Source organism: Lichenicoccus roseus (genome assembly GCF_005844085.1).
Lineage (GTDB): Bacteria > Pseudomonadota > Alphaproteobacteria > Acetobacterales > Acetobacteraceae > Lichenicoccus > Lichenicoccus roseus.
Map to the genome: position 1 here is coordinate 29,955 of NZ_VCDI01000006.1, position 17,625 is coordinate 47,579.

19 protein-coding genes are annotated in these 17,625 nt (G+C 69.3%); 9 read left to right on the forward strand and 10 right to left on the reverse strand.

Annotated elements, in window-relative coordinates; genetic code table 11:
• Positions 1-14 precede the first annotated feature (14 nt).
• From FE263_RS15940 to FE263_RS15955, 4 genes are read left to right on the forward strand one after another with little or no spacing between them, the layout of a single operon-like run.
• Positions 15-1,496 (forward strand): sugar ABC transporter ATP-binding protein, encoded by a 1,482-nt coding sequence (locus tag FE263_RS15940; protein WP_138327035.1) that lies wholly within the window; start codon positions 15-17, stop codon positions 1,494-1,496.
• Positions 1,489-2,496 carry an ABC transporter permease gene (locus tag FE263_RS15945; protein ID WP_138327036.1) on the forward strand — a complete coding sequence of 336 codons (1,008 nt, stop codon included), beginning with the start codon at positions 1,489-1,491 and terminating at the stop codon, positions 2,494-2,496. Before FE263_RS15940 ends, FE263_RS15945 begins: the two co-directional genes overlap by 8 nt.
• Positions 2,493-3,521, forward strand: a complete 1,029-nt coding sequence (locus tag FE263_RS15950) for an ABC transporter permease (RefSeq protein ID WP_138327037.1) — start codon at positions 2,493-2,495, stop codon at positions 3,519-3,521. The genes FE263_RS15945 and FE263_RS15950 overlap by 4 nt, the downstream gene beginning before the upstream one ends.
• A 17-nt stretch (positions 3,522-3,538) precedes the next feature.
• Positions 3,539-3,955: an ester cyclase gene (locus FE263_RS15955; protein WP_171034145.1), complete on the forward strand. Its 417-nt coding sequence runs from the start codon at positions 3,539-3,541 to the stop codon at positions 3,953-3,955.
• On the opposite strand, the gene FE263_RS15960 is transcribed toward FE263_RS15955, so the two are convergent.
• Together FE263_RS15960 and FE263_RS15965 are read right to left on the reverse strand one after the other, a co-directional pair.
• Complete coding sequence (locus tag FE263_RS15960) at positions 3,952-4,164, reverse strand: hypothetical protein (protein WP_138327039.1); 213 nt, start codon at positions 4,162-4,164, stop codon at positions 3,952-3,954. The genes FE263_RS15955 and FE263_RS15960 overlap by 4 nt on opposite strands.
• A 69-nt stretch (positions 4,165-4,233) precedes the next feature.
• A complete protein-coding gene (locus FE263_RS15965; RefSeq protein ID WP_138327040.1) occupies positions 4,234-5,427 on the reverse strand; it encodes a TCR/Tet family MFS transporter in 1,194 nt (397 codons plus the stop codon).
• Between the two features lie 12 nt (positions 5,428-5,439).
• Between FE263_RS15965 and FE263_RS15970 the strand changes: the two genes are divergently transcribed.
• On the forward strand, positions 5,440-6,078 hold the full coding sequence (locus FE263_RS15970) for a GNAT family N-acetyltransferase (protein WP_138327041.1): 639 nt from the start codon (positions 5,440-5,442) through the stop codon (positions 6,076-6,078).
• Between the two features lie 16 nt (positions 6,079-6,094).
• Here the strand turns inward: FE263_RS15970 and FE263_RS15975 are convergent, their stop codons facing one another.
• Complete coding sequence (locus FE263_RS15975; protein ID WP_138327042.1) at positions 6,095-6,991, reverse strand: LysR family transcriptional regulator; 897 nt, start codon at positions 6,989-6,991, stop codon at positions 6,095-6,097.
• Between the two features lie 53 nt (positions 6,992-7,044).
• On the opposite strand from FE263_RS15975, the gene FE263_RS15980 reads away from it, so the two are divergent.
• The 3 genes from FE263_RS15980 (at position 7,045) to FE263_RS15990 (ending at position 9,323) form a co-directional block, all read left to right on the forward strand.
• On the forward strand, positions 7,045-7,854 hold the full coding sequence (locus FE263_RS15980; RefSeq protein ID WP_240759781.1) for an SDR family NAD(P)-dependent oxidoreductase: 810 nt from the start codon (positions 7,045-7,047) through the stop codon (positions 7,852-7,854).
• Positions 7,855-7,935: 81 nt separating this feature from the next.
• Positions 7,936-8,787, forward strand: coding sequence for an SPFH domain-containing protein (locus FE263_RS15985; protein ID WP_138327043.1), 852 nt, complete (start codon positions 7,936-7,938; stop codon positions 8,785-8,787).
• Complete coding sequence (locus FE263_RS15990) at positions 8,787-9,323, forward strand: hypothetical protein (RefSeq protein WP_138327044.1); 537 nt, start codon at positions 8,787-8,789, stop codon at positions 9,321-9,323. The genes FE263_RS15985 and FE263_RS15990 overlap by 1 nt, the downstream gene beginning before the upstream one ends.
• On the opposite strand, the gene FE263_RS15995 is transcribed toward FE263_RS15990, so the two are convergent.
• A complete protein-coding gene (locus FE263_RS15995; protein ID WP_138327045.1) occupies positions 9,313-9,783 on the reverse strand; it encodes a GFA family protein in 471 nt (156 codons plus the stop codon). The genes FE263_RS15990 and FE263_RS15995 overlap by 11 nt on opposite strands.
• Before the next feature lie 64 nt (positions 9,784-9,847).
• Positions 9,848-11,077 (reverse strand): M48 family metallopeptidase, encoded by a 1,230-nt coding sequence (locus tag FE263_RS16000; RefSeq protein ID WP_138327046.1) that lies wholly within the window; start codon positions 11,075-11,077, stop codon positions 9,848-9,850.
• 99 nt (positions 11,078-11,176) lie between these two features.
• On the opposite strand from FE263_RS16000, the gene FE263_RS16005 reads away from it, so the two are divergent.
• A complete protein-coding gene (locus FE263_RS16005; protein WP_138327047.1) occupies positions 11,177-11,947 on the forward strand; it encodes a class I SAM-dependent methyltransferase in 771 nt (256 codons plus the stop codon).
• Positions 11,948-11,959: 12 nt separating this feature from the next.
• Here FE263_RS16005 and FE263_RS16010 read toward each other — a convergent pair whose 3' ends face one another.
• The 5 genes from FE263_RS16010 to FE263_RS16030 form a co-directional block, all read right to left on the reverse strand.
• Positions 11,960-12,718, reverse strand: a complete 759-nt coding sequence (locus FE263_RS16010; protein ID WP_138327048.1) for a type II secretion system protein GspK — start codon at positions 12,716-12,718, stop codon at positions 11,960-11,962.
• Between the two features lie 68 nt (positions 12,719-12,786).
• Entirely contained in the window at positions 12,787-15,177 is a 2,391-nt protein-coding gene (gspD, locus tag FE263_RS16015; protein WP_138327049.1) for a type II secretion system secretin GspD, read from the reverse strand.
• 33 nt (positions 15,178-15,210) lie between these two features.
• Positions 15,211-15,924 (reverse strand): hypothetical protein, encoded by a 714-nt coding sequence (locus tag FE263_RS16020; protein ID WP_138327050.1) that lies wholly within the window; start codon positions 15,922-15,924, stop codon positions 15,211-15,213.
• Between the two features lie 5 nt (positions 15,925-15,929).
• Positions 15,930-16,565, reverse strand: a complete 636-nt coding sequence (gene gspM, locus FE263_RS16025) for a type II secretion system protein GspM (RefSeq protein ID WP_138327051.1) — start codon at positions 16,563-16,565, stop codon at positions 15,930-15,932.
• Entirely contained in the window at positions 16,565-17,596 is a 1,032-nt protein-coding gene (locus FE263_RS16030) for a PilN domain-containing protein (protein WP_138327052.1), read from the reverse strand. The genes gspM and FE263_RS16030 overlap by 1 nt, the downstream gene beginning before the upstream one ends.
• Between the last annotated feature and the right edge of the window lie 29 nt (positions 17,597-17,625).

The window sequence follows — 17,625 nt, forward strand, 5'->3', positions numbered from 1 at the left end:
GGACAGCATCCGGCATGGCCCGGTTTCTCGAGCTGCGGAACATCTCCAAGCGCTTCGGCGGCGTGCAGGCGCTGAAGTCGGTCGATCTCGATATCGAAGCCGGCGAGGTGCACTGCCTCGCCGGCGAGAACGGCTGCGGCAAGTCTACGCTCATCAAGATCATCGCAGGCGTGCACCCGCCGGATCCCGGTGGCACCATCCTCATCGACGGCGAGGAGCAGTCCGGCCTGACGCCCGCCGAGAGCCTGCGACGCGGCATCCAGGTGATCTACCAGGACCTGTCGCTGTTCCCGAACATGACGGTGGCGGAGAACATCGCCATCGAGCACCAGCGCGGCGTCCGCCTCCTGCGCTGGGGACCGGTGCAGCGGATCGCGAGATCGGCCATGCAGCAGATCGGCGTATCGCTCGACCTGGACAGGCATGTCTCGGACCTGTCGATCGCCGAGCGGCAGCTTGTCGCGATCTGCCGGGCAAGCGCCAACGAGGCACGGCTGGTGATCATGGACGAGCCGACCGCCTCCCTGACCCGCCGCGAGGTGGACGCGCTGCTGCACCTGACGCTGGAGCTGAAGCGCCGGTCCGTCGCGGTGGTGTTCGTCAGCCACCGGCTCGACGAGGTGCTGGAAATCGCCGAACGGGTGACGGTGCTGCAGAACGGCGAGAAGCGCGGCACCTTCGATGCCCGCGACATGACCAGCCGCCGGCTGGGCGAGTTGATGACCGGCCGCTCCTTCGAGCATCACGTGATGGACCCGCTCGGTGCCCCGACACCGCCGGTGCTGTCGGTGCGCGGACTGAGCCGGAGCGGCGACTACGAGGATATTTCGCTGTCGGTGCGTGAGGGCGAGATCCTCGGCATCACCGGACGCCTCGGTTCCGGACGCACCGAGCTCGCGCTGTCGCTGTTCGGCATGCACCGGCCCGATCGCGGCGAGATCCTGGTCGCAGGCCGGCCGGTCACGCTGCACTCGAACCGCGAGGCGATCGAGCACGGCATCGCCTACCTGTCGGAGGACCGGCTGTCGCTCGGCCTGGTGATGGAGCAGCCGATCGCGGCCAACGTGGCGGTCACCGTCATCGACCGGCTGCTTGGCAGGCTGGGGCTGGTGGCGGCAGACGCGCGGCAGGATCTGGTACGGCACTGGATCGGCGAGCTCGGCATCAAGATCGGCAGTCCCGACGATGCGGTCAGCACCTTGTCGGGCGGCAACCAGCAGCGCGTCGGCCTGGCGAAATGGCTCGCCACCGGACCGAAGCTGCTGATCCTGGACAGTCCGACGGTGGGCGTCGATGTCGGCGCCAAGGACGGCATCTACCGGATCGTGCGCCGCCTGGCCGAGGCGGGGCTGGCCGTCATCCTGATTTCCGACGAGATCCCCGAGGTGTTCTACAACAGTCATCGCGTGCTGGTCATGCGGGAGGGCCGCATCACCGGCGAGTTCGAACCGCATCGCTGCGAGGAAGCGGTGCTGCAGGAGGCGGTCGATGCGTAGCGGCCTGCGCGCCTTCGCCCGTACGCACGAGGCGCGGCTGCTCGCCGTCACCGTGCTGCTGTTCGTGTTCCTCTCCTTCGCCACCAGGAACTTCTTCTCGATCCAGAATGGCCTGGACCTGCTGACGTCGTACGCCTTCCCGGGCATGCTCGCCGCCGGACTGGTTGTGGTGATCGTCGCGGGCGGCCTAGATATCTCGTTCACCGCGGTGGCCTCGATCGCGCAGTTCCTCGCGGTGTCGGCGATCGGCCGTTACGATCTCGGCTGGGCGGGACTGTGCGGGATCGCGATCGGCTCGGGCCTGCTGCTCGGCCTGCTGAACGCGATCCTGGTGACCTGGCTGCGCATCGCCAGCATCATCGTCACCATCGCCATGCTCAACGTCTATTACGGGCTGCTGATGTTCCTCAGCCACGGCAACTCGATCAACACGCTCCCCGGGTGGTACATCGACGGCCTCTCGTGGGTGATCGGCGCGGACGCGCACGGCAATCCGTACATCCTCAACATGCAGATCCTCGGCCTCGGGTTGAGCTTCCTGCTGACCTGGCTGCTGTTGAACCGCACCACCACCGGTCGGCAACTGCGCGCGCTCGGCGGCAATCCCGAAGCGGCCAAGCGGGTCGGCTTCAGCACGCTGCGGCTGAACATGGTCGCCTACGGCTACATGGGCTTCACCGCCGGCCTGGCCTCGATCGTGGAGGCGCAGGTGGCGGGCTCGGTGGTGCCCAACATGCTGGTCGGACGCGAGCTCGACGTGCTGGCGGCGGTGGTGCTCGGCGGCGCCAGCCTGCTCGGCGGCATCGGCAGCGTGTCGGGCACCTTCATCGGCCTCGCCTTGCTGGCGATGGTGCATAACGGACTGATCCTGCTCGGCGTGTCGTCGTTCTGGATCGACTGCGTCACCGGCTTCGTGTTCCTGACCGCAGTCGCGACGATCGCCTGGGAACGCCGCCGCCAGCGCGCCGCGATCCGCCGCACGATCGTGGCCGCGGCATGAGCGCGGTGCGCGGCGCGTCACGGCCGGGCGGACTGGCGCCGGTGATCCGGCGGATCGGCGTGGTGAACAGCCGGCTCACGGCCCTGCTGCTGCTGCTCGTCCTGGTGTTCGGAGTGGTGCTCGGCAACGCCCTGTTCAACGGCGCCTCGATCCGCTCGATGGCCTACCAGTTGCCGGAGCTCGGCATCCTGTCACTGGCGATGATGGTGCCGCTGCTGTCCGGCGGCCTCGACCTCTCGATCATCTCGACTGCCAACCTGGTGGCACTGACCGTCGCCTTCCTGTTCCACGCGCTGGTGCCGCACCAGCCCGGCGTGCTTTGGATCGTCATGCAGCTGGTCGCGATCCTGGCCGGCCTCGCCCTCGCCTGCGTCATCGGCCTGGTCAACGGCCTGATCATCGCGCGTCTCGAGGTCTCGCCCATCCTGACCACGCTCGGAGCGATGACGCTGGTCAAGGGGATCAGCATCGGCCTCACCCACGGCAACGTGGTGACCGGATTCCCCGCCACGATGGTGTTCATCGGCAACGGCGCGATCGCCGGGGTCCCGCTGGTGATGCTGATCTTCATCGCCGTCGCCGCGGTGATGTCGGTGATCCTCAACCACACCTCGTTCGGCCACCTGGTGACGATGGTCGGCTCGAACGAGGAGGCGACCCGCTATAGCGGCGTTCATACGAAGCGCACGCTGGTGAAGGTGTATATCGCGTCAAGCCTGCTGGCCGGGATCGGCGGCCTGATCATGATGGCGCGCTTCAACTCGGCCAATGCCGCCTATGGCGAAAGCTACCTGCTGATCACCATCCTCGCGGCGGTGCTCGGCGGCATTTCGCCCTCCGGCGGTTTTGGCAAGGTGACCGGGCTGGTGATCGCGCTGGTCATCCTCCAGCTTATCTCGACCGCCTTCAACCTGATGAATTTCAGCCAGTTCCTGACCCTGACGATCTGGGGTGGGACCTTGATCGCGGTTGCCGGGCTTGGCCGGATCCGCGAGCGGCTGCGGTTCCTGCAGAGGTTCAACTAAGGGAAATGGATACGCCGATGGGCCGGGAGCACGACAAGCAGGTCGCACGCGAGTATTTCGACGCCTTCATCCGCGGCGACCGGGATTGGTGGCAGCGCAACGTGCGGCCGGATTTCCGCAGGCACGATCCCGGCCTGCCCTACGAGGTCGTCGGCATCGAGGGGCTGCAGCATCACCACGACGTGCTGCTGGCAGGTGTCCCCGACCTCAACCTGCCGATCCACGACGTGATGGAGGATGACGGCAAGGTGCTGGTGCGGCTGCGCTTCCGCGGGACCCACACGGGGGAGTTCCTTGGCCACGCCCCGACCGGCGGCGCGATCGATGTCGAGGTGTTCGACCTGTTCCGGCTCGAAGGCGGACAGCTCGTGGAGCATTGGGCGATGGTGGACTCGCTTTCGCTGCTGAAACAGCTTGGGGCGACCTCGATCTAGCCCCACAGGCGCGGGCCGGACCCGAAGTCCCGCAGCATACCGACCCGGGCTCGCGCGGCGATCGGATCGTCAGCGATATCCGCCACCGTCTCGATAACCAGCTCGGCCAGGCCGGTCTTCGACAGCACGTCGTCGGACGGGATCCGCGAGCAGGGCAGATCCGGATGGACACGCACCTCCAGCACACGGTGGGCCGGCGTCGACGCCATACAGGCGCGCGCCATCCCCGGGCATCTGGCCACTTCAGATCAAGGCGTTTTTGCCGACTGATCGCCAGGTCAAGGCCGCACCAGGGTCCTTGCCCCGCCGACCGCGCCGATCGACACCATGCAGGCGAGGTATCCGACCGCCGCGACGAACCAGACCGCCCCCGGCATGGTCTCGCGCGTCGCGCCGAACGCCAGCGTCGCCAGGATCGGCCCGGCCACCGACGCAAGGCTGTTGAGGCTTGCCAGGCTGCCTTGCAGTTCACCCTGCCGGTCCTCGCCGACCTCGCGGGACATCGCGCTCTGCAGGGCGGGCATCCCCACGTTGCCGGCGCCGAACAGGGTGGTGATCGCGAATGGCATCCAGCCACGGTTGGCGACCCCCATCAGCGCGCAGGCGAGTGCGTCCAGCCCTATCCCGGCCAGCAGGGTGCGCCGCTCGCCCAGCCGGCGGTTCATCGGGCCGGGCAGCAGCTTCTGCGCCAGCGCGAACAGCAGCCCGAACCAGGCGAACGACCAGCCGACCATCGCCGGCCCCCAGCCGTAGCGGGCCTGGCCGTACAGCACCCAGAGCGAGCCCGGGATCTGGCCGAGCAGGCACAGGGCGGCATAGAGCGCGATCAGCGGCGCCAGCCGGGGCAAGGTGCCGATCCAGTGCAGCGATGCGAAGGCGTTGAGCTGCGCCAGGCGGATCGGCGGCATCCCGGCGCGCGATCGCGGCGGCTCCGGCAGCAGGAAGAGCGCGAGCAGCAGGTTGAGGCCGTTGAAACCGGCAGCGAGCAGGAACGGCAGCACCGGCGACACCTGGCCGAAGATGCCGCCCAGCGCCGGACCGGCGATCCAGCCCAGTCCGAGCACGGCGTTCATCGTCCCGTAGCGCGCGGCACGCTCCTCCTGCGGGGTGAGGTCGGCGATCATGGCGGAGACGACCGCAAGGTTGGCCGCCGTCATGCCGCCGATCAGCCGCGCCACGAACAGCAGCCACAGCGTCGGCGCGAACCCGGTCAGCAGATAGTCGACGGTGCCGCCGGCGAGCGACAGCAGCATGATGGGGCGACGTCCGTAACGGTCGCTGAGCGCACCGAGCACCGGCGCGAACAGGAACTGCATCGCAGCGAACGCCGCCACCAGCAGGCCGTATTCCAACACCACCGGGCCGCCATCCACCAGCCGCCGCAGCAGCGTGGGCAGGATCGGGATGATCAGGCCGACGCTGGTCGCATCGATGAAGGCCGCCAGATAAAGTATGCCAAGGGCACGCGTCATGAAGGCTCCGGCATGTGGCGGCGGCCCCGGGAACAGAGTTGCAAGGCGGCAGGGCGTATATCACCCCGCCTCCTGCGGGAGCGTGTCCAGATGTCCATACGTGCCTTCGATGAGCCTGCCGACAACGCCCTGATCCTCGAAAAGGCCTTGGACGCCGATCTTGGCTCCATCGTCACCCTGATGAACGCGGCCTATCGGGGCCGGGACGGCGGATGGAATTCCGAAGCCGACTACATCGATGGCGACCGGACCACCGAGATCCAGCTCCGGAGCGAACTCTCGACCAGGGTGCGTGCCTCCCTGCTGGTCTGCCGCACGCCTGGCCTCGACAGCCTCCTCGGATGCGTATGGCTCGAACCCGAGGATGACGGGGTCTGGTATCTCGGGTCGCTGACTGTCGACCCTCGCGAACAGAATGGCGGCCTCGGGCGGAAGCTGCTGGCTGCCTCCGAGGAATGGGTGCGCCGGAACGGTGGGCAAGCGATCCGCATGACAGTTGTGAACGTTCGCGACACCCTGATCGGCTGGTATCAGCGCCGGGGCTACATCCTGACGGCGGAAAGAGAACCGTTCCCATACGACGATGACCGCTTCGGGATCCCCAGGCGACCCGATCTGGAGTTCGTCGTGCTGAGGAAGCGCCTGCACTGAGCACTCCCTTGCACCATCAGCCGCCGAGCACCTCGCGCGCATTCTCGATGAAAGCCCGCAGAGCTGCCGGCACCTGGCGGGGTCCCGGATAGTAGAGGTGGAAGCGTGGCAGCACCGGGCACCAGTCCTCGAGGACGCGCACAAGATCCCCGCGCGCGAGAGGTCCGGCGACAAGCGCCTCGTGCACGAAGGCAAGAGCCATCCCGGCGGTCGCCGCGTGGATCATGAGGGCGCTGTCATCGATGATCAGCGGCCCGGTAACCTCGATCTCCAGCATCTCCTCCGCGCGCGCGAACTCCCAGGCATAGCGGGCTCCGCCCGGGTAGCGCCGCTCGATGCAGGCATGCGAGTGCAGGTCCTGCGGGACCAGCGGCCGCCCACGCCGCGCCAGGTAGTCGGGCGAGCCGACCACGGCGAACCTCCCGGCCGGCCCCATCGGCGTTGCGATCATGCCCGGCGACAGGCGCCGGTCGCGGCGGATGCCGGCGTCATATCCGCCGGCCACGATGTCGACCAGGCCGTCATCGCTGGTGACATCCAGGCGCACCTCCGGATAGGTGGCGTGGAAACGGGCCAGGACCGGTTGCACGATCAACACCAGTGCGACACGCGGAACGTTCAACCGGAGCAGTCCGGACGGACGGTCGCGGAACTTGTCCAGCGTATCGACCGCCTCCGCGATATCGCCCAGCGCCGGACGCACGGACGCCAACAGATGCTCGCCGGCTGCCGTGATGCGGACGCTGCGGCTGGTGCGGTTGAACAGCCGCACGCCCAGCCCGTCCTCCAAACTCCGGATGACGTGGCTCAGCGCCGACGTGCTGACCCCGCGCTCCGCCGCCGCCATGCTGAAGCTGCGATGGCGCGCTACCGAGACGAAGGCTTCGAGGGCTGGCAGGCTGGGGGACGCCATTGTTGAGGTAAATCTCATCGATGCGATGAGATCAATGCGGATGTTGCCAGGCGGTGCTCGACGCCAGATGCGGTGAGCCGGGCGAAGGGTCCGGCAACAGCAACGAGGCAGACATCATGCAACTCGATCTTGCGGGCAGGACCGCCCTGGTCACCGGAGCCAGCGCCGGACTCGGCGCCGCCATCGCCCGACATCTTGCCGGCGAGGGCGTCCGCCTCGCGATCACCGCGCGGCGCGGCGACGCGCTGCACGCCCTGGCCGACGCGCTCGGAAATGGCACCGTCGTCATCGAGGCCGATATCGCCGACCGTGCCGGACAGGACCGCATCGTCGCGGAGGCGCTGTCCGGGCTGGGCCAGGTCGACATCGTGGTGAACGCCGCCGGAGCCTCCCGTCCGACCACGACGGAGACCGGGGATGCGGTCTGGGACGCGTCCTTCGACCTCAACTACGATGCCGTGCGCCGGGTGACGCACGGCCTGCTGCCGGGCATGCGCGCACGCCGGTGGGGGCGGGTGATCAGCATCAGCGGCATCATGGAGCCCCGGCAACTCAATGCCGCCGGAGTCGCCAAGGGCGCCTTGCATCTGTGGTCGAAGGGGCTCTCCTGCGAGGTTGCGCCCGACGGTGTCACCGTGAACGCAGTGGCGCCCGGCCGGATCTGGAGCGAGCAGATCCGCGAGCGGCTGCATCCCGACGAACAGCAGCGGCAGGCCTTCATCGCCGCCAACATCCCAGCGGGCCGTTTCGGCGAGCCGGAGGAGTTCGCGCCGCTGGTGACGTTCCTCGCTTCGCCGCTCGCCTCGTACATCACCGGCACGGTGATCGCGGTGGATGGCGGCATGCAGCATTTCGCGCATTGAGCCCACCGATCGCGATGGGTGAACTCGTCGATGCGCCGGTGGTATGAACCACGTGTCGACACCCACGCTCGGAGCTTCCGCATGGCGATCACCCGTCAGGTCATCACGGCCCTCGATCCGCGGGGTGTCGACCTGCTCGGCACCAAGAACGTCGCCCTCAAGCTGGCGGACGACCAGAACATAGTCTCCGGCTCGCTGCTGACGGTCGAGAGCAACCATTTCTGCGTGCTGAAGAGCCGCGGCGCCATCCTGCAGGTCTACGAGACCGGCCAGTATCCGCTGACCACGCCGGACAAGCCGCTGTTCGGCTCGATCAGCCAGGGCTTCTTCGGCGGCTCCTCGCCCTGGGTGTACGAGGTCATCTACATCAACCGCTCGAAGCTGCTGGTGCGTAGCGCCGGCACCGCGACCACCGCGGAGATGGCCGAGGTATCGTGGCAGGCCGACTACTACATCCACATCGACACCAAGCAGGAGGCGCTGGACCTGATCCAGCACCTGCCGTTCAACGGCTCGGTGATCAACACCGACGAGATCTCGGCCTATGCCGGCCCGGCGATCGAGCAGGCCATCAACCAGGTGATCCAGGTCACGCCGCTGGAGAACATCAACGAGCGCATCGGCGAGTTGCGGGAGAGCGTGAAGGGCCACCTCGCCGACTTCCTGCGCGTGTATGGCATCATGCTGAACGACCTGAAGATCCTGGTGCTGCCGAAGGACGAGCGGATGCGCCAGCTGATCTCGCTGAAGGCGTTCGGGCTGACCCCGATCGAGGCGGTGCGCTACTACCTGGCGATGTCGATGGCCAATGCCGGGCTGGTGTCGGCCCCCAATGCCGCGGTCGGCGCGCCCTTCAACATCGGCAGCCAGGTGCTCGGCACCATCCCGCTCGGCGAGGCAGCCGGATTCCGCGGCACGGGGCCTGCCACCTGATGCCCGGTTTCTACGATCTCGACCGGATCGAGCAGGTCGCGGTCAACCTGTTCTATGGCTGGGGCTACAATTTCTACCGCGTCGAGAACCAGCTGCGCGCCGACAGCCTGCTGATCCGGTCGCGGGTCTCGGACCTCCTGGGTGCCGCGCGGCGAAGCGTCTCGGAGCGGGAGGCGGAATTCCGCCGTGCGATGCCGCCGCTGTCGCGCGAGCATCCGCGTCCCGATCCAGTCGCCATCGCGACCGCGTCGAAGCTGGAAGAGCTGGGACGCGAGATCTCCGGACTGCAGGGCCTGATCGCCGCCCTGCCGGTGCCGGAGAACGATCGCGTCACCCAGCGCCTGCACCAGGAGAAAGCCACCCTCGACCGCCTGGTCGCGGCGGACCGCATGCTGGCCGGACAGGCGGAACTGCTGCGGCAGGCCGCCGAGGCGGCACCGGTCGATCAGTTGCTGGACGGGTCCGCCGGCGTCCAGCAACTGCTTGCCGGACTGCGCGCGATCGTGGCCGAGCGCGGCGCCCTGACTACGGCCTGATGCCGCCTGCCGCGAACGCTTCCGCCAGCGGCGCGGGATCCTCGAACTCGGTCTCGAAGCTGAACTGCACCGGCATCAGCGCCCACGGGTAGGCGCTCCGGGTATAGAGCTGGGCGATCGGGCGGAACCAGCGATGGTCGTCGAGGGTGCTCGGGCGCACCACGACCACGCCGGGATGGCTTTCGGTCTCGGTATGCGTCCAGCCGGTGCAGAACGGACAGGTGAACTGGTGGCTTTCCTTGCCGCTGCTGCCGACCTTGCTCCAGCGATGCGGCTCGCCCTTCAGTTCGAAGCTGGCCTTGTCCACCGCAAGGCCCATCGAGAACGCACTCGAGGTGAGCTGTTGGCAGTCCGTGCAATGGCAGGCAAAGGAGAATTTCGGGGCGCTGGTGATCCGGTAAGTGAGCACGCCGCAGCGGCATTGGCCCTGCAACGGCACCGGGAAGTCCTTTTCGCTCATCTCGCCATCATCCTTGCCCGGGCTATCCCCCAGACAACCGCTGCGGCCCTCCGCAGGTTCCAGGTCACGCGAGCAAGTGAGCGACCCGGACCGGCACCGGCGGATGGGTGTCGTGCACCAGCGAGAACAGCGGATCCGGCGTCAACGTGCTGGCATTGTCGCGCGCCAGCCGGGTCAGCGCCGACACCATCGGTGCGGCGCCAACCATCGAGCGGGCGAAATCGTCCGCCTGGAACTCGTGCCGGCGCGAGATCGCGCGCCCGAACAGCCCGAACACCGGGGAGGCCGCCGAGGCCAGCATGAAGCCGAGCAGCAGGGCGAGCGCCGGATCGGCGTGGCGCATGCCGAAGCCGGGCAGCAGCCAGGGCTGCCGGCACAGCCAGCCCACCACTGCCAGCATCGCGAACAGGCTGACGATGCCGCGCAACGCGCCGGTCAGGGTGTGGCGATGCTTGAAGTGCCCGAGTTCGTGCGCGACGATCGCTTCGATCTCGTCCGGGGCATGCTTTTCCAGCAGCGTGTCGAACAGCACGATGCGCTTGGTCGGGCCGAACCCCACGAAGAAGGCGTTGCCGCGGCTGGAGCGGCGGGATGCGTCCATCTCGAACAGCCCGTCGGAGCGGAAACCGCAGCGCACGAGCAGCGCCTCCAGGCGAGCGGCGAGGTCGCCGTCGAGCGGCGTGAAGCGGTTGAACCAGGGTGCCACGACGCGGACATAGACGGTTGGGGCCGCCAGCATGATCACCGTGAGCGCCGCCCAGACATAGACCCACCATGGCCCGCGCAAATCGCGCAACGCCCACAGGATGCCGGCGACAAGCGGGCCGCCGATGATGACGGTGAGCAGCATTGCCTTGAGCCGGTCGCGCAGGAACAGGCCGGGGGTCTTGCGGTTGAACCCGTAGCGCTGCTCCAGGCCGAGGTCGCGCACCGCCGACAGCGGCAGCGATAGCAGGCTGGAACACAGCCAGAGGATGCCGAGGGTCGCCAGGCTGCGCGCGATCGAGGGCGCCATCCAGCCGGACACCAGTCCGGTGACGAAATCTAGCGCCCACAGCAGGGCGACGAAGGTGACGGCGAGGTCGACGATCGAGGCGATGGCGTCGAGCCGCAGCCGGTCGCGCGTGTAGTCGGCCGAGCGGCGATGATCCTCAAGCGTCACGCTCTGCGCGAAGGCCGCCGGCACCTGGTCGCGGTAGCGCTGCACGCAGGCCGCCTGCCGACGGCCGACATAGAACTCGAACGCCCACCAGGCGGTGCATAGCACGAGATAGGCCAGCAGCAGCGTCGGCACGGGCGGTATCTCCTACGGGGCAGGCCAGTCCTGCAGATCTATGGCTTCCGGCAGCATGGCGGAAGGGGCATCAAGGTTGCCGGCAGGAGGGAACCGACCATGGGCAACGACGCCGGACACGCCTTCGTCGCCGGGCACTATGCGGCCCGCGCGCAGGACTACGTCAGCAGCACCACCCACAGCACCGGCGCGGACCTCGACCAGATCGAGGCGTTGCTGCGCGAGGTCGGGCACGGCGCTGATGTTCTCGATCTCGGCTGCGGCGGCGGCCATGTCAGCTTCCGGGCGGCGCCGCATGTCGCGCGCGTGGTCGCCTGCGACCTGACGCCGAGCATGCTGGACGCGGTCGCCTCGGAGGCCCGCACGCGCGGCCTGGACAACATCGAAGTGCGGCAGGGTGCCGCGGAACGGCTGCCGTTCGCAGATGCCGCCTTCGACCTGGTGCTGTCCCGGTTCAGCGCGCATCACTGGCTCGGCTTCGAAGCCGGCCTGTGCGAGGCGCGGCGGGTGCTCCGGCCGCAGGGGCACGCGGTCTTCATCGACACCATCAGCCCGGCTTCCGGCCTGCTCGACACCACCCTGCAGTCGATCGAGCTGCTGCGCGATGCCTCGCATGTGCGCAACCACACGCTGGCCGATTGGGTGGCGGCGCTTGCGCGTGCCGGCCTGCCGGTGGAGAGCGTCACGCCGCGCCGGCTGCCGCTGGAGTTCGCCGCCTGGATTGCCCGCACCGCCACCGAGGCGCTTCGCGTGCAGGCGATCCGCTCGCTGCAGGCCACGGCGCCCGCCGAGGTGCGCGACTACTTCCGGTTCTCGGAGGATGGCAGCTTCGAGATCGACACCGCCTGCTTCGTGTGCCGCGCAGGCTGAGCGTTTCCGGGACTAACGTTCCCACGTCATCACCTCGAACGGCGAAACGGGAGCCGCACCCTGCGCGGATGCCTGGTTCGGCGCCGCCACCCGCAGCACCGCCCGTCGGCTGGCGCGGGCCCCGTCAGGCCCTGTGGCGACGGCGGTGACCATCACGACCGTCTCGTCGACGGCAGGCCCGGTCACCTGCGGCGACGCCCCGGTCGCGATCTCGATGGCGCGCAGCACCACCGGGTCGGCGGCATTCGGATCGGGGTCGGTGTCGCGGTAGAGCGAGAGGTGCGGTGCCATGCAGGCAAGCAGCGGCGGGGTGATGCCGAGCACCAGCCCGATCTCGTCGATACTCTCGAAGGCGGCACCCGGCGGGGCGTAGTCGCGCCCGGCCTGCCGGTAGGCCGCCGGCCCGAAATCCGTCTGCGCACCTGGATAGCGCCACGCCACCATGGCGGAAGCCGCCTGCACCGCGGCACCGCTCTCCGCACCGCAGGCGCGCAACAGTCCGGCGAGCAGCTCGACGGAGGCGATGCTGGGATTGATCAACCCGGCCTGGTTGTCGATCCGCACGCGCATATCCGCGCCGTCCTGGCGCAGCTCATGCACCAGCCCGTTCGCCGCCCAGTGCCCGTTGCCCCCGGCAAGCAGATGGAACCCGGCCTCCTGCACCGCCCCATCGGCCGCCGCCTGCAGCGCCGCCGCGTTCCGCAGGTTGCCGGCAAGCCGCACCGCCTGCCGCCCCGATCCTGCCATCTGGCTGATCAGCAAGGCCAGCAACGACAGCGTCCACAACACGATCAGCAGCGCGAAGCCCGCGTCGCGCGCTCCTGGAACGCGACCGCTTCTCAGCGTTCAAGGCCCAGGCTGCGCTTGAGCCGCTGGTTCGGGTCCGCGCTGCCGCTGGGCGCCACGGAATCATAGGGCACCGAAGCCGCGTCGCTGAGGTGCTCGCGCAGATCCTCCGTCAGCGACTGGGCATCATGCTGGTCGCGCACCACATGCGGCGTGATCAGCACCAGCAGCTCCTGACGCGTGCGGCTGTTGGTCTGCGTGCCGCCGAGCAACCCGAGCAGCGGGATGTCCTTCAGCCACGGGATGCCGCTGTTCGCCTTCGTGGTGTTGTCGCGTATCAGGCCTGCGATGCCGACGGTCTGTCCGTCCGCCACCACCACACGCGAATTGACGTTCTGGGTGTTGAACGTCGGCGAGTTGACGCCGGTGGTGGTGGTGCCGGTCGCTACCGTGCTGACCTCCTGGCTGACATCGAGGGTCACCAGGCCGCCGGTGTTGATGCGTGGCGTCACCTCCAGGATCACGCCGACCGGCTGATACTGGATCTGGCTCACGATCGATGCAGTGCTGGTCAGCGTGCTTTGCGCGGTGCCGCTCTGGTACGGCACCAGCTGGCCGACCTGCAGGCGCGCCGGCTGGTTGTCCACCACCATCAATTCCGGCGAGGACAGCACATGCACCTTGGTGACCGCCTGCAGCGCGGAGATCGCCAGCGGGCCGCCGCCGGTGCCGAGGCCGCCGATCACCAGACCCGGCAAGGTCGCCCCCAACCCGATCGACGCCACCGTACCGGCGATGGTGCTGGTGACCGTCCCGGTGCTGGTGGTGGCGTTGCTCAGCACGCCGTTGATGCCGCCGGACTTGAAGAAGAACTGCGTGCCGTATTGCAGGTTATCGTTCAGGTCGACCTCGGCGACGATGGCGTCGATCCGCACCTGCAACGGTACGATGTCGATCCGGCGCAGCATCTGGCTGACCGCATCGGTCTCGTGCTCGGTGCCGTAGACCAGCACCGCGTTGTTCTGCGTGTTCGGAATGATGCGCATGGTATTCTCGGCGTTGCCGCCGCCGCCGGCATTGTCGAGGCCGCCGAGCAGAGGATTCGACGAGGCGCCACCGCTGGGCGGCGTCGACGGCGCGCCGGTCGAACCGGCGCTGCTGCCGCCGCCGGAAATCGATCCGCCGCCGATGCCTCCGATGCTGCCGCCGCCGGTGCCGCCCGACCCGCTCAGCGAGTTGCCGCCGCCGAGCGAACTGCCGGATCCCAGCGTGCTGCCGCTGCCGGATTGCTGGCCGCCCAGCGCGCCGCCCTGCGGCAACTGGCGCGGCGCGCTCGGCTGCACGGTGACGTTGTTCGGCGTGAAGGCCTGCTGCAGCAGGTTGGCGGTGTCGTCGGCGTGGCTGTTCTGCAGGTAGTAGACGTGCCAGGCGCGGATGCTGTTGCGCCGGCTGCGCTCGACCAGCGCGAACAGGCGACGCGCCGCGGTGATGTAGGCGGGCTGCGGCGAGGTCACCAGCACCGCATCGACGCGGCTCATCGGGATCACCCGCACCACGTCGGCGAGCGTCTTGTTCTGGCCGCGCAGCGCGTCCTGCAGCGACGTCGCCATGTCCTTGGCGGTGCCGCTCTCCACCGGCAGCAGCGCGTACGACTGTCCCGCCAGCGCATCGACGTCGAACGCCGAGATCATGTCCAGCAGCGTGTTGCGCGCCTGCGGGTCGCCCGCGATCAGCAGCGCGTTGCTGCCGGGAACGGCGGTGACCTTGGCGCCCTGGCCCACGAACGGCTGCAGCGCCTTGGCGAGATCCTCCGCGTTGGCGTAGCGAAGCTGCACCGCCGATGCGCCGCCGACCGAGGCGCCCTCCGCCAGCGCCATGTTCGGCGTGCCGCCGCCACCCGCGCCGCCCGCCACGCCCACGTTGACGATGCGATACAGCCCGCCCGACTGCAGCATCTCGGCGCCGACCTGCGCCAGCAGCGCCTGCATCGTCGGCAGCAGTTGCCGCGTCGTCAGCGGCGTCGCGGTATGCAGCGTGACGGTGCCTTTCACCGCCGGGTCGATCGTGTAGTTGACGCGCAACAGGGCGCCGAGGATCTGCGACACCGCATCGCGGATGTCGGTATCGGCGAAGTCCAGCGTGATGGTGCCACCCTGGTCGATGCGGGCGTTCGGCGCCCCTTCCGCCGCCCGGCCACCCGGGCTGTTGCCGTAGCCACCGCGGCCGTAGCTGTACAGGGCCGGCCCGGTCGCCGTCGGCGCGCCGAGATCGCCATCGAGACGCGGCCGGACCGCCGGGTAGGCACCGTTGCCGGCAGGCAGCGGCCCGAGCACCGGCTCGCTGGGCGGGCTGCAGCCGGCCAGCAGGGCCAGCACGCTGCTGGCAAGCAGCAGGCTGCATCTTGACGCGGAGGGGCTGGTCGGGCGGGTGGGCGGCAGAGCCATGTCGCTTTTTATTTCAACCAACAGGAGGGGCGGTCATCGACGGGACGGGTTGGCGTTGGCGGGCAGGTTGGCGTCCGGGGGCGGAACGGCCTCGGTCGGGATCGCCTGCGGCCGGAACGGTCCTGGCATCGCGATACCCGGGAGGTTGGCGATGGGCTGGCCGCCTCCCGGCCTGAGGCGCGCCCGCAGCATGTCGAGGATCGAGCCGCCCGGCGGGGGCGCCGCCGAAAGGCCCGGCTGCGCGGCGCCGGCGGATGTCGCGCCGGCATCGTAGTGCGGAAGCAGGCGCTGCCTGCCGTCCGGTCCGGTCACATCCACCCCGCCGGCGCTGATCGCGCGGATCTGGTATGGTCCGACCTGTGCGCCGACCCCGGCCAGCACGGCTCGCGCATCGCCGCTGCCGGCGAATATGGCGTGGTCGCCGGTCGGTCCGAGGATGATCCCGGCCAGCCGCGGCGGCGTGGCCGCCGCAGCCGCCACGGCTGCGTTCGGGCGCCGCGACGGGCTGAACAGCGGGCGCTCCAGGATGACGCGGCTGTATTCCTGCCGTCTCGCCGCAAGCTGGGCGTCGGCTTCGACCGCCCCCGCGGCGGTCTGGCCGGCCGGTGCTGCAATCGGTCGCGGATTCGCCGGAATGGCTGTCGCTCGCTCCTGTTCTCCGCCTGCAGCGCTTGCAAGTTCGGCGGCGATTGCTCCCACGAGCAGGACGGCCAGCGCAACCAGCGCAACAAATCGATACCGCAGCATGATGCCTATCCGCCCGCATCGCCGGTCACGCCACCGCCTGGGGTCGGCTGTGGCTCGCCGCGATCGGGACGCCTGAAGCCGAGGACGGTGAAGGCGACGTTGAGCGGCGCGGATTCCGGCTGGCCCAGGATGCGGGCGCCATGCATCTGCAGGTCGTCGACAAGCAGGCTTGGCCTGGCGGCGGCGATCGCGGCGAGCAGGTGCACTACCACCGGAAACGGCGCATCGAGCGAGACGCGCACGCCGACGCGCTGGTAGGCGCCGTCCGGCGCGCCGGCGAGGGTTTCGGTCGAGGACAGGCTGACGCCAAGGCCGGTGGCGAGCGAGGCAACGGTCTCCTGGATCGCGGCACCCGCCACCGCGTCGCTGCCGCCCTCGACCAGGGCATGCGCACCGGGGTCGCCCGCGCGCGCGGTATCGCGAACCTGCTGGCGCAGCGCCGGCAGCCGTTGCACCAGCATCGTCATGCGAGCCGCCAGCGCCTGGCGCTGCGCCAGTGCGTCCTGCCGCTCGGCATACCAGCCAAGGATGGGGCTCACGATCGCCCACCAGAACAGCGCCAGCACCACCACGGTAAGCAGCAGCGCCAGCACGCGGCCGCGCTGTCCGTCCGGCAGGGAGAGCGCCTGCGGTGCGGCCATCAGCGGGCGGCGACCCGTGCGCGGATCGAGAACAGGTCGGTGTTGCTGGCTTCGATGCGGGTGACCGGCGCCGAGAAGGCGGGTGCCGCAAAGGCCGGATCCGCGCTGAGCGCCGGGATCAGCCGCACCGCGCTGGCCGACTGGCCGGTGAGGGTGAGGATGCCGGCACGCAGCGCCAGGTCGCTCAGATAGGTGTCGTCCGGCAGCACCCGGGTGAGCGATGCCATCAGCTGCAGCGGATCGCCCAGCCGCCGGCGCGCGGCGGCGATGGCGTCGGCCCCGGCGCTGCCGGCCAGCAGCGTCCGGCGCAGCGCCTGCACCTGGGCGACCTGCGGCTGCAGCGCCGTGATCCGGCGCTCGACGCGGGCGCTGGCTGCCGATTGCAGGACGAACGGCAGCGCGATCGCAAGCACGGCCAGGACCGCGCAGGCGCCCGCCGCGACCCGTAGCTTCAGGCGCTCGCGGCTGCCATGGCGGGTGTCGTGGGCGAGCGCGATGCGCAGCGGCGGGATCCCGGCAGCCTCGATGGCGGCCGGTCGCAGGCCGGCCTCCTGCATCAGCGCGAGAGGGCCGGCGACCCAGGCGCGCGGGACCAGGTGCAGGCGCAGGTCGAGACGGCCGGCGGCGCGGTTGCGACGCAGCACGTGCGCGGTCCAGAACACGTCGGCGGCAGAGAATGGCGTCAGGCGGTCCATCTCGTAGCCCAGGACGCGTTCGTATTCGGCTTCCGCCGCGATCGGCAGCGAGACGTCGCGCACCAGCAGCGCGTCCTGCGACAGCCGCAGCAGCAGAACGGCGGCGGGATGCTCGGCGCGCAGGCGCTGAAGCGTGGTGTCGCCGGCCTGGTGCATGCCCAGCAGGGTCTCCTGGTCGTTGCGACGCAGGCTGACGGCAAGGCTGGTAGGCGGCTCCTGTCCCGGACGCGGCGTGACCAGCAGGGCATTGACGTCCGCCGGGTCCGCGGCGGCGAGGCGCGCTGGCACCAAGCCGCGCATCTGCTGCGCATACCAGGACAGGACTTCCGAGATCATCCGGGTCAGGATCTAGCAAAAGCCCCGGA